Origin of the sequence: Nocardia thailandica NBRC 100428, assembly GCF_000308795.1 — a bacterium.
GTDB lineage: Bacteria > Actinomycetota > Actinomycetes > Mycobacteriales > Mycobacteriaceae > Nocardia > Nocardia thailandica.
This window is the reverse complement of record NZ_BAGK01000064.1, coordinates 1-11,764: the sequence shown is the minus strand read 5'-3', so window position 1 is coordinate 11,764 and position 11,764 is coordinate 1. Positions and strand designations below refer to the sequence as shown.

The window sequence follows — 11,764 nt, the reverse complement described above, 5'->3', positions numbered from 1 at the left end:
AGGAGCCACTCACCCGCCATGGCCTCATGGCCGGGTGCCATCCGCCCGCCGCAGCCCCCGGCCAGAAGCCGGCCGCCCACCGCACCCCCGGCCAGGTGCCAGCCGCCCGCCGTGCCTCCCGGCCAGAAGCCGGCCGCCCGCCGCACCCTCCCGACCAGGCACCGCCCCGCCCACGGCGCCCTCCCTGCCAGGAGCCACTCACCCGCCATGGCCTCATGGCCGGGTGCCGGCCGCCCGCCGCAGTCTCCCGGCCAGGTGCCGGCCGCCCGCCATGCCCTCCCGGCCAAGAGCCACCCGCACACCGCGCCCTCCCTGCCAGGTGCCGCCCACTCGCCGCGGCCTCCCGGCCAGGACCCACCCGCCATGGCCTCTCGCCAAAAGCCGGCCGCCCGCCGCGGCCTCCCGACCAGGAGCCGCCCGCCCACTGCGGCCTCGACCAGCCCCGTCGACCGACGGCCGAGCCCCTCACCCGACGGCGTATTGCCGTGCGCCGCCCCGCGCCGGGTTCAATCGGCCGGAGTGTCCTGATTCCCGGTCAGCATCCACCGCCCGTCCCGACGGTCATGACCGACATCGGGCGCCCTCGCCCGCGGGTCCGTCCGTGGTGGTGAAGCGACCTGCTCGATTTCCGCCACGCCGACGTCGAGCCGCACGAACAGGAGGCGGCTGATGTAGGTGGCGTGACCGCCCGCGGGTGGCGCCGGGCGTGGTGTCGGCAATGGCGGCGGGGCCGCACAGGCAGTGACTTGTGGCGCGCGTCACAGAGAAACCGCACACCGTATCACGCCCCCGGAGTCGGACAGTGTATGACGGCCGTCACAGAACTGCACGGCCGTCCAGGGAATTTCCCCCGGAATTGCGGGAAATATCTCCCTCCGGTCTGAACGACCTCGCTGACATGGCACAATAGGCCCATGCACGCAACCGGAGTCCGACTCGTGGCACGCCGCCACGTCGACTTCAAACGCGTCTGCAGCGCCTGTTGTCGGCCCGGTTCGTACCGGTAGCGCAGCGGCGTTCGTCCCGGGTCCCGATACCCGGATTCTCGACTTCTCCCGGCCGCTGACCCCTGGCGTGAGTCAGCCCCTCGCGCCTTCAGCACGGATGTACCACCCACCCCCGCAGGAGCGACCACACATGACGTCGAGCACCGACGCGGCTTCGACCGAGCAGTCGACGCCGAAGGCCCGTCCCGAACGGCCGGCCGCCGAACGCCGCGTCCGGCCCGACCGGCCGCGCACCGAGACCCCGGTCGCCCCGCGCGAACGCACCGCGCGTCCGGCCCGGCGCCGCTCGGAGGGACAGTGGGCGCTCGGCTACCGCGAGCCGCTCAACCCCAACGAGCAGTCCAAGAAGGACGACAACCCGCTCAACGTGCGCGCGCGCATCGAGAACATCTACGCCAAGGGCGGCTTCGACAGCATCGACAAGGCCGACCTGCGCGGCCGGTTCCGCTGGTGGGGCCTCTACACGCAGCGCGAAGAGGGCTACGACGGCACCTTCACCGGTGACGAGAACATCGACCTGCTCGAGGCGAAATACTTCATGATGCGGGTGCGCTGCGACGGTGGCGCGCTCAACGCCGCCCAGCTGCGCACCATCGGCGAGATCTCCACCGAGTTCGCGCGTGACACCGCCGACCTGTCCGACCGCGAGAACGTCCAGTACCACTGGATCGAGGTCGAGAACGTCCCGGAGATCTGGCGGCGGCTCGAAGGTGTCGGCCTGCACACCACCGAGGCGTGCGGCGACTGCCCGCGCGTGGTGCTCGGCTCCCCGCTGGCCGGCGAGTCGCTCGACGAGATCATCGACCCCACCTGGGCCGTCGACGAGATCGTCAAGCGCTACATCGGCAAGAAGGAGTACTCCAACCTGCCGCGCAAGTTCAAGACCGCGATCTCGGGCCAGCAGGACGTGGTGCACGAGATCAACGACGTCGCCTTCGTCGGCGTGAACCACCCGGAGCACGGTCCCGGCCTCGACCTGTGGGTCGGCGGCGGCCTGTCCACCAACCCGATGCTCGCGCAGCGGGTCGGCGCCTGGGTCCCGCTCGAGGAGGTCCCGGACGTGTGGGAGGCGGTCGTGTCGCTGTTCCGCGACTACGGCTACCGGCGCCTGCGCACCAAGGCCCGCCTGAAGTTCCTGGTCAAGGACTGGGGCATCGAGAAGTTCCGTCAGGTGCTCGAGGACGAGTACCTGAAGCGCAAGCTGATCGACGGTCCCGCGCCGGAGCAGCCGGCCAAGCCGATCGACCACGTGGGCGTGCAGAAGCTGCGCAACGGCCTCAACGCCGTCGGTTTCTCCCCCATCGCCGGCCGGGTGTCCGGGTCGATCCTGAGCAAGGTCGCCGACGCCGCCGAGCGGATCGGTTCCGACCGGATCCGGTTCACCCCGTACCAGAAGCTGGTCGTGCTCGACGTCGCCGACGACAAGGTCGAGGAGCTGATCGCCGAGCTCGAGCCGCTCGGCCTGCAGGCCCGCCCGTCGGCGTGGCGGCGCAACCTGCTCGCCTGCTCGGGTATCGAGTTCTGCAAGCTGTCGTTCGTCGAGACCCGCAAGCGCTCGCAGGTGCTCGCCCCCGAACTCGAGCAGCGCCTGGCCGACATCAACGCCGAGCTCGACGTGCCGATCACGATCAACATCAACGGCTGCCCCAACTCCTGCGGCCGTTCGCAGATCGCCGACATCGGCTTCAAGGGCCAGCTCGTCGACGACGGCGAGGGGAATCAGGTCGAGGGCTTCCAGGTTCACCTGGGTGGCAGCCTCGGCCTGGACAGCGGGTTCGGCCGCAAGCTGCGCCAGCACAAGGTGACCAGCGACGAACTCGGCGACTACATCGAGCGCGTGGTGCGCAACTTCGCGAAGAACCGGGAAACCGGCGAGCGTTTCGCGGTGTGGGCCGTCCGCGCCGACGAAGCCGAACTCCGATAGGCGACGAGGAGAACTCCCTGTGACAACCCCACTCGCGACCAAGCTGTCCGAAGACGAGCTGCGTGCGCTGGCCGAGGCGGGCGCGGCCGAACTCGGCCCCGACGCCTCCCCGCAGGAGCTGCTGGCCTGGACCGACCGGACCTTCGGCTCCGGCTACATCGTCGCCTCCAACATGCAGGACGGCGTGCTCGTCCACCTGGCCGCGCAGACCCGGCCCGGCGTCGACGTGCTGTTCCTCGACACCGGCTACCACTTCGCCGAGACCATGGGCACCCGCGACGCGGTCGAGGCCGTGTACGGGGTGAACGTGATCGACGTGCGGCCCGAGCACACCGTCGCCGAACAGGACGCGCTGCTGGGCAAGGACCTGTTCGCCCGTGACGCCGGCGAGTGCTGCCGCCTGCGCAAGGTGGTGCCGCTGAAGAAGTCGCTGGCGGGCTACAACGCCTGGGTCACCGGGATCCGCCGGGTGGAGGCGCCCACCCGCGCCAACGCCCCGCTGATCTCCTACGACGAAGGCTTCGGCCTGGTGAAGATCAACCCGATCGCGCCGTGGTCCGACGACGAGATGCAGGCCTACATCGAGGCCAACGGCATCCTCGTCAATCCCCTGGTGGAAGAGGGTTACCCGTCCATCGGCTGCGCGCCCTGCACGCGCAAGCCGGAGCCGGGTTCCGATCCGCGCAGCGGCCGCTGGGCCGGTCTGGCCAAGACCGAGTGCGGGCTGCACACCGCATGACCCTGTCCACCACGAACCGGAGTGAGCTTGTGAACACCGAAACCACCGAGCGCGAACTGGGACTCACCGACTTCGACACCCTGGCCGCCCTGGAATCCGAGGCCATCCACATCTTCCGCGAGGTGGCGGGTGAGTTCGAGCGGCCGGTGATCCTGTTCTCCGGCGGCAAGGACTCCACGGTGCTGCTGCACCTGGCGCTCAAGGCCTTCTGGCCCGCGCCGCTGCCGTTCGCGCTGCTGCACGTCGACACCGGGCACAACCTGCCCGAGGTCCTGGAGTTCCGCGACAAGGTGGTCGAGAAGTACGGCCTGCGCCTGCACGTCGCCTCGGTCGAGGAGTACCTGGCCGACGGCCGCCTGACCGAGCGCCCCGACGGCATCCGCAACCCCCTGCAGACCGTGCCGCTGCTGGACGCCATCACCGAGCACCGTTTCGACGCGGTCTTCGGCGGCGGCCGCCGCGACGAGGAGCGCTCGCGCGCCAAGGAGCGGATCTTCTCCCTGCGCAACGCTTTCGGCCAGTGGGACCCCAAGCGTCAGCGCCCCGAGCTGTGGAACCTCTACAACGGCAAGCACGCCCCGGGTGAGCACGTGCGCGTGTTCCCGCTGAGCAACTGGACCGAGCTCGACATCTGGCGCTATATCGCCCGCGAGGACATCGACCTGGCCAGCATCTACTACGCCCACGAGCGGCCGGTCTACCAGCGCGACGGCATGTGGATGACCCCGGGCGTGTGGGGCGGCCCGGCCGAGGGCGAGGTCCTCGAGACCCGTTCGGTGCGCTACCGCACCGTCGGCGACGGCTCGACCACCGGCGCCATCATCTCCGACGCCGCCGACAACGAGGCCATCCTCGCCGAGGTCGCCGCGTCCCGACTGACCGAACGCGGTGCGACCCGTGGTGACGACCGGGTGTCCGAGGCCGCGATGGAAGACCGCAAGCGAGAGGGTTACTTCTGATATGTCCGACCTATTGAGGCTGGCCACTGCCGGTTCCGTCGACGATGGCAAGTCCACGCTGGTCGGGCGCCTGCTGTATGACACCAAGTCCGTGCTGGCCGACCAGATCGACGCCGTGACCCGTGCATCGGTCGACAAGGGCCTGTCGACGCCGGACCTGTCGCTGCTGGTCGACGGCCTGCGCGCAGAGCGCGAGCAGGGCATCACCATCGACGTGGCCTACCGCTACTTCGCCACGCCGAAGCGTTCGTTCGTGCTGGCCGACACCCCCGGCCACGTGCAGTACACCCGCAACACCGTCTCCGGCGCCTCCACCGCGCAGCTGGTGATCCTGCTGGTCGACGCGCGCAAGGGCGTCATCGAGCAGACCCGCCGGCACGCCGCCGTCCTGGCGCTGCTCGGCGTGCCGAAGCTCGTGCTGGCGGTCAACAAGATCGACCTGGTCGACAATCCGGCCGAAGTCTTCGCCGCGATCTCCGCGGAGTTCACCGAGCTCACCACCCGCCTGGGCTGGTCGGCCGAGGACGTCCTGGAGATCCCGGTCTCGGCCCTGCACGGCGACAACATCGCCTCCCGCTCGGACAACACCCCGTACTACGACGGCCCCTCGCTGATCGAGCACCTCGAATCGGTGCCGGTCGACGCGGACAACCTGGGCTCGCACGCCATCGGCCTGCGCTTCCCGGTGCAGTACGTGATCCGCCCGCGCACCGCCGAACACCCCGACTACCGGGGTTACGCCGGCCAGATCGCGGCGGGTTCGGTCTCCCCCGGTGACGAGGTCGTCGTGCTGCCCTCGGGGATCCGCACCACCGTCGAGCGCATCGACACCCCCGACGGGGAACTCGCCGTCGCCCAGCCGGGCCGCAGCGTGACGCTGATCCTGGCCGACGACGTCGACATCTCGCGCGGCGACATCATCGCCTCGCCCGCCGACGCGCCCGAGCCGATCTCCGAGTTCGACGCCACGGTCTGCTGGCTCGGCGACAAGCCGCTGCGCCCCGGCGCGCGGCTGCTGCTCAAGCACGGCACCAAGACCACCCAGGCGATCGTCGGCACGCTGCTGGAGCGCTTCGACGAGCAGCGGCTCTCGGCCGACCCGAGCCCGGAGTCCCTGGAACTCAACGACATCGGCCGCATCTCGGTGCGCGTCGCCGAGCCCGTCCCGGCCGACGACTACAAGGCCAACCGGCACACCGGCAGTTTCCTGCTGATCGACCCGGCCGGGGGCAACACCCTGGCCGCCGGCCTGGTCGGCGACGTGCTGACCTCGGTCGAGGTCGGCACCGGAGCCTGATGCGTTCCCCGCTCGCCCCGGCGCGCGGCACCACCTCGGTGCCGGGCGGCCGGGGCGAGGGCGTTTCCGGACCGGCGCTGATCCTCGTGGCGCACGGCAGCCGGGATCCCCGCTCGGCGGCCACCGTCGCCGAGGTCGGCGAACTGGTCACCCGGCAGTTCCCGGCGGTCGATGTGCGCACCGCGTTCCTCGATCTGAACACGCCTTCGGTCGAACAGGTCGCCGACGCCGTGGCGGCCGACGGGCACGCGCACGCGGTCGCGGTGCCGCTGCTGCTCGGCCGCGCCTTCCACGCGCGGGTCGACCTGCCCGGCCTGCTGGCCGGGGCGAGGCATCGTCATCCCGCGCTCGCGATCACCCAGGCCGGAGTGCTCGGTCCCGATCCGCGGCTGGTCGCCGCCCTCTGCGAGCGGGTGGCGGAGGTCGCGGGCGGGCCGGACCCCGATCGCGGGATCGCCGTCGCGGCGGTGGGGTCGACGCGGCCGGGCGCCGACCGGCGGACCGCCGCCGTGGCCGCCGCCGTCGCCGACCTGACGGGTTGCCGCACCGAGATCTGCTTCGCCACCACCGCGCCCACCGTGGACGCGGCGGTCGGGCGCCTGCGCGCGCGGGGCGCGCGCCGGGTGGTGGTCGCCCCGTGGTTCCTCGCGCCCGGTCTGCTCACCGACTGCCTGCGCTCGCGCACGCCGGATCTCGCCCACGCCCTGCCGCTCGGCGCGCACCCGGCGGTGGCGGAGGTGATCGGTGAGCGATTCCGGCGGGCCGCCGCACAGCCACTGACCCTGTCCGCCTGAGGTTTTCGCCGGCCGGGTCCCTCCACCGCTGTCCGGCGCCCTCTGTCGGGGATCGGGCGTACGTTGGCGGGCGGACAGCCGGGTGGACCGGCCGCCGCGACGGGTGGGAGGCCTGATGACCGAGGTGACGATTTCCGGGGACGCGCTGGAACTGGCGGGCGGCGCGCAGGTGCGGTTCGTGCGCACGCTGCGGCTGCCCGAGACGGGCACCTATCCCCTGCCACCCGGCCTCGGGCACTTCCCGCTGCGCCGGGTGGCCGACTACGCCGACACCGTCCCCCGGGACTGGCTCGACCGGGGCGGGGTGATGCTGCCGGTGTACCGGCGGGAGGCGCTGTGGCTGCACTTCTCGTCCTCGGCGCCGGTCGCGTTGCAGGTCGCGGTGGGCAAGGTGTGCGCGGTGTCGGGGCAGCCGTGGCGGGACACGCTCACCCGCGACCCGCAGAACTACGTGCCGCTGCCCGACCAGCCGTGGCTGGACGGGATCAACTCCGGGACGGGCACGGTCCGCCAGTTCGTCGCGATCCCCATGGGCCTCGGCGCGACGGTCGAGGGACAGGTCACCGGCGAAGAGGTCTGGGGCGGAATGCAACTCGCGGCACACGCGCTGACCGGCGCGGCGCGCGAGGAGTGGGTCGCCGAGCGGGAACGCGAGCGCGCGGCGGCCGAGGCGCGCGGGCGTCAGCAGGCGAGCCCGCCCTACGGGCCGTACGGCGCAGCCCAGGGCGGCGGCCACGCCGATGCGGACCACGGTCCGGGCGCCCCGCCGGCGTTCATGGGCGGGCCCGTGCCGGTGGCGGGCGCTCCGCTCGCCGGCGTTCCCGTACCCCCCGCGCCCGTGTCGGCCCCCGCACCGGCGCCCGCGCTCGGCGCCGGGCCCGCCGGCGGCCCCCCGGACCCCGGCGGAGCGCCGGCGGGCGGGTTCCCCGAACCCGGCGGGGCGCCCACCCGTGCCGCGCGGAAGTCCGCCCGCGCCATGGGCGTCGGGGCGGGCGGGCAGATGAAACAGGACGTGTACGCCGACGCCCGGCCGGTCACCGACTACTCGCAAGACCCCGACGGCCGGGTCTTCGTGCACCTCGTGCCGGCGGCCGACTGGGAGGCGATCACCGGCGAAATCCCTCCGCCGACACCGATTTCCGCGCAGACCTACGCCGAATACCACCTGCCGTGGTTCGACTGGTACGCCGCCGACGGCGAAGACCTGCCCGCCTCGCCCGCACTGTCCCGGGTGAAGCCGACGGGGCCGTGGTTCGCCGACGACCAGCCCGACCAGCCTCTCACCCCCACCCTCCCGGTGGTGCCCCTCGGCGACCCGAAGCCGGTCGAGGACGGGGACTGGTAGTTCGCCCCCGCCCGGCCCGCCGATCGACGTGACCCATCTCACGCCGATCCCTCTGGTCGCTATACCCCCGGGGGGTATACATTCGAGTCATCGCATACGGAGCGGAAAGGCACAGACGATGACCACCACGCAGCACACCAACCCCGTCGACCACACCACCCATTCCGCCCACGCGGGCCACGCCGAGCACGCGGGCCACGCCGAGCACGCGGGCCACGCCGAGCACGCGGGCCACGCCGACGCCGGGCCGGGCGGGCTGTTGATCACGCAGGACGGGTACACCCTCGCGCTGGACTCGAGCATCGCCGAGCCGGGCGCCGTGGACTTCCGCTTCCGGATCCTGGGTCCCGACGGCGCGGCGGTGACCGCGTTCGATCCGATCCACGACCGGGAGCTGCACCTGATCGTCGCCCGCCGGGACCTGACCGGCTTCTGGCACGTGCATCCGGTGCGCGAGGCCGACGGCACCTGGGCGATCCGGCTGGACCTCCCGGAGGCGGGGCTGTATCGCGTGTTCACCGACATCGCGCCGGCCGCGCTCGGCAAGACCATCACCCTCGGCGCGGACCTCGCCCTCGCCGGTCGGTTCACCCCGCTGCCCGTGCCGACCACGCCGCGCGCGATCGCGGTGGACGGCTACGAGGTGCGCGTCGACGGGGACCTCACCGAGGCGGGCGGGCCGATCACGCTCACGGTGTCCAAGGACGGCGAACCGGTGACCGATCTGCAGCCCTACCTGGCCGCCTACGGGCACCTGGTGATCCTGCGCGCGGGCGACCTCGCCTACGTGCACGTCCACCCGAACGGCGAGCCCGGCGACGGCGTGACCCCCGCCGGCCCCGAGATCGCCTTCCACACCGCGGTCCCCGGCCCCGGCACCTACCGGCTGTTCCTGGACTTCCGGCACGGCGACGTCGTCCGCACGGCCGCCTTCACCCTCACGGCGGGTCCGGCCGCCCATCACTGACGGTCGCCGAGCCGGCGGACCCGAGCGGGTCCCGCCGGCTCAGCCGTACCGGCCGACGAGTTCCTCTCCGAGCGCGGCCAATTCGGCCCGCACCTCGGGCGGCTCGATCACGTCGATGTCGGCGCCCCAGCCGGCGAGCTGCCGCGCCAGCATGCGCGGCGTGTCGGCGGTGACCGTGGCACGGACCCGGCCGTCGTCGTGCGGACCCTCCACGACGCAGTGTCTGCCCTGCTGGTCGGCCAGGATCGGCGCGAGCGCGGCCGAGACCAGCACCGTCGCGGCGACGGCGGCCCGGCGCGACTCCATCTCCGCGACGATCTCCGACCAGACGGCCGCCAGGTCGAAGTCCTCCGGCCGGCGCGCGGTGGCGTCGAGGGTGACCGCGCCCGTGATCCGGTCGAGCCGGAAGGTGCGCCTGCCCCGCTCGGTGCCCGCGATGAGGTACCAGACGGTGTCCTTCTCGGCCAGCCCCCACGGCTCGACCTCGCGGGTGGTGCGCCGGCCCGCCCGCTCGTAGTCCAGCCGGACCCGGCGCCGGTCGACCACCGCGCGTTGCAGCAGTTCGAGCGTGGGCGGGGGCACGGGGTCGGTCCGGCCCCAGCGCGCGGCATCGACCACCACGGCGTCGGCGGCGGCCGCCGCGTCCGCCCGGAAGGTCTGCGGCAGGGCCCTGACCAGTTTGCGCAGCGCCGACTTCAGCTCCGGCGCGGCCTGGGCGGCGGGGCCTGCCAGCAGGAACAGCGCCCGGGCCTCCCCCGCGGTGAGCCCGGACAGATCCGTGCGGGCGCCGCCGACCAGCGACCAGCCGCCGCCCCGCCCGGGTTGCGGATAGACGGGGATCCCCGCGGTCGAGAGGGCCTCCAGGTCGCGGCGGGCCGTGGCCACCGACACCTCGAGCTCCGCGGCGATCTCGGCCGCGGTCACCCGGCCACGGGCCTGCATGAGCAGCAGGGTGGCCACGAGACGGTCTGCGCGCATGTCCCGATTCTGCCCGTAAAAGTGCTCACTCGGTGCGCACTTATCCCGGGAGGATGGAGTCATGTTGCAAGGAATGGCCACCACCACGTACTACGCCGACGACCTCGACGCGGCCCGCGCCTGGTACACCGAGTTCCTCGGCGCCGAGCCGTATTACACCGTGCCGGGCGGATACTTCGAGTTCCGCGTCGGCCCCTTCCAGCACGAGCTGGGGGTGATCAACCGGGCCTACGCGCCGGCCGGCGCTCACCAGCCGCCCGGTGGCGGAGGCGTCGTGTTCTGGCACGTCGACGACCTCGAGGCCACCTTCGCCCGGCTGCTCGACCTCGGCGCCACGGTCTACGAGCCGATCACGCCGCGCGGCGAGGGCGCCGGATTCGTCACGGCGGCCGTCCGCGACCCCTTCGGCAACATCCTCGGGATCATGGCCAATCCGCACTTCGCGGCCGTCGCGGCCGGCCGGGCGGACTGACCGCTCACGCCGCGAACCAGCGCTCCAGGACCAGGGCCGCCCCGTCGTCGTCCACGCCGGCCGTCACCTCGTCGGCCAGCGCCCGGATCTCGGCGGGGGCGTTGGCCATGGCGACGCTGTGGCCCGCCCAGGTCAGCATGTCGCGGTCGTTGAAGCCGTCGCCGATGGCCAGGGTCGCTTCGCGGGCGACACCGAGCATCCGCCGGATGCGCTCCAGCGCGGACCCTTTCGACACGCCGTGCCGGGACACCGTGAGCCACGGACCGAACTCGCCGTGCACCCAGGACGCGCCGGGCACCGACAGGCCGCCCAGCAGCGGCAGCATCTCCTCGACGGTGCCGCCCGGCCACCACCCGTTCAGCCGCGGCGTCGGCTCGCTGCTCAGCGCACCGTCGTCCACCAGCAGGTATTCCCCGATGGAGAACTCGCCGGGGCTGATGCCGGTCGCCCACGTGCCGATGCCGACCCGTTCCACCGCGAAGATCATCTCCGGGAACAGGTTTCGCAAGGCGGCTACGGCGGGCCCGGGATCGAACGACTCGATCGCCAGCGGCTCGCCGCGCGCGACGTCGATGTGCACGGCGCCGTTCGAGCAGAGCGCGTGGCCGTGCACGAGACCGAGCTCCCGCAGCACCGGTCGCGTCGTCAGCACCGTCCGCCCCGTGGTGATCACCACGTGCGCGCCTGCCCGCACCGCCGCACCGACGGCAGCCCGGACCCGCGCGCTGACCGGCTCCCCCGTCAGCAGCAGCGTCCCGTCCACGTCCAGCGCGATCAGCTCCGGCGTTCCCCCGAGTCCCACCCCGTCATTGTGCCGACGCCGGGCCCGCCACGCGACCGAATCTCGCTACTGGGAGGGTATTTCGCCCTGGTCGCCCCGTGTACGGGCCCATGCCCGCCCGGAGTAGCGGGAGCACCCACTCGCCCACACCGCTCCCTCGCCGGGTGGCGGCAGACTTCGCCCGCGGCAGAACCGATCCGGGACAGCGACCGATGACCTCGGCGATGGACGGGTGGACGGGTGGACGGGTGGTCGGATGGAGGGGTGGACGGGTGGACGAAGGACAGCGGCAGCCGGACGTCCGGCCGTGCCCACCGTGCCCGCCGACCGCGCCTATCCGCTGTGGCGGGTGCCCGCGGGCGGCACGCCGGAGTCGACCACCGCCGCGGCCACCGCGAACTCGGCGCCGCGGCGGCCGCCTTCCAGACGATGCGGCCGCCGATCTCGGTCAGCGGCGACCGCCTCCGCCACCGCCGCCACCACCACCGGCACCACCGGCAC

General features: G+C 72.7%; 11 protein-coding genes. 9 read left to right on the top strand and 2 right to left on the bottom strand.

The features are described from left to right. Nucleotides 1-914 precede the first annotated feature (914 nt). The 8 genes from ON36_RS36865 (at nucleotide 915) to ON36_RS06995 (ending at nucleotide 9,032) form a co-directional block, all read left to right on the top strand. Nucleotides 915-1,007, top strand: a complete 93-nt coding sequence (locus ON36_RS36865) for an Ms4527A family Cys-rich leader peptide (protein ID WP_373281778.1) — start codon at nucleotides 915-917, stop codon at nucleotides 1,005-1,007. 130 nt (nucleotides 1,008-1,137) lie between these two features. Continuing rightward, on the top strand, nucleotides 1,138-2,931 hold the full coding sequence (locus ON36_RS07025) for a nitrite/sulfite reductase (RefSeq protein ID WP_043649220.1): 1,794 nt from the start codon (nucleotides 1,138-1,140) through the stop codon (nucleotides 2,929-2,931). A 19-nt stretch (nucleotides 2,932-2,950) separates the two neighbouring features. Next, a complete protein-coding gene (locus ON36_RS07020; RefSeq protein WP_043649217.1) occupies nucleotides 2,951-3,670 on the top strand; it encodes a phosphoadenylyl-sulfate reductase in 720 nt (239 codons plus the stop codon). Then, nucleotides 3,667-4,629, top strand: a complete 963-nt coding sequence (gene cysD, locus ON36_RS07015; protein ID WP_043649214.1) for a sulfate adenylyltransferase subunit CysD — start codon at nucleotides 3,667-3,669, stop codon at nucleotides 4,627-4,629. The genes ON36_RS07020 and cysD overlap by 4 nt, the downstream gene beginning before the upstream one ends. 1 nt (nucleotide 4,630) lies before the next feature. After that, nucleotides 4,631-5,926: a sulfate adenylyltransferase subunit 1 gene (locus tag ON36_RS07010; RefSeq protein ID WP_043649211.1), complete on the top strand. Its 1,296-nt coding sequence runs from the start codon at nucleotides 4,631-4,633 to the stop codon at nucleotides 5,924-5,926. Further along, nucleotides 5,926-6,720 carry a sirohydrochlorin chelatase gene (locus tag ON36_RS07005; RefSeq protein ID WP_083884958.1) on the top strand — a complete coding sequence of 265 codons (795 nt, stop codon included), beginning with the start codon at nucleotides 5,926-5,928 and terminating at the stop codon, nucleotides 6,718-6,720. The genes ON36_RS07010 and ON36_RS07005 overlap by 1 nt, the downstream gene beginning before the upstream one ends. Nucleotides 6,721-6,835: 115 nt before the next feature. Further along, nucleotides 6,836-8,065 carry a hypothetical protein gene (locus ON36_RS07000; RefSeq protein WP_043649208.1) on the top strand — a complete coding sequence of 410 codons (1,230 nt, stop codon included), beginning with the start codon at nucleotides 6,836-6,838 and terminating at the stop codon, nucleotides 8,063-8,065. A 118-nt stretch (nucleotides 8,066-8,183) separates the two neighbouring features. Continuing rightward, nucleotides 8,184-9,032: a DUF8832 domain-containing protein gene (locus ON36_RS06995; protein ID WP_043649204.1), complete on the top strand. Its 849-nt coding sequence runs from the start codon at nucleotides 8,184-8,186 to the stop codon at nucleotides 9,030-9,032. A gap of 39 nt (nucleotides 9,033-9,071) precedes the next feature. On the opposite strand, the gene ON36_RS06990 is transcribed toward ON36_RS06995, so the two are convergent. Continuing rightward, nucleotides 9,072-10,010 (bottom strand): helix-turn-helix transcriptional regulator, encoded by a 939-nt coding sequence (locus tag ON36_RS06990; RefSeq protein ID WP_043649202.1) that lies wholly within the window; start codon nucleotides 10,008-10,010, stop codon nucleotides 9,072-9,074. A gap of 61 nt (nucleotides 10,011-10,071) precedes the next feature. Between ON36_RS06990 and ON36_RS06985 the strand changes: the two genes are divergently transcribed. Beyond that, nucleotides 10,072-10,482 carry a VOC family protein gene (locus tag ON36_RS06985; protein WP_043649200.1) on the top strand — a complete coding sequence of 137 codons (411 nt, stop codon included), beginning with the start codon at nucleotides 10,072-10,074 and terminating at the stop codon, nucleotides 10,480-10,482. A 4-nt stretch (nucleotides 10,483-10,486) separates the two neighbouring features. On the opposite strand, the gene ON36_RS06980 is transcribed toward ON36_RS06985, so the two are convergent. After that, nucleotides 10,487-11,284, bottom strand: a complete 798-nt coding sequence (locus ON36_RS06980) for an HAD family hydrolase (RefSeq protein WP_043649197.1) — start codon at nucleotides 11,282-11,284, stop codon at nucleotides 10,487-10,489. Nucleotides 11,285-11,764: the final 480 nt, after the last annotated feature.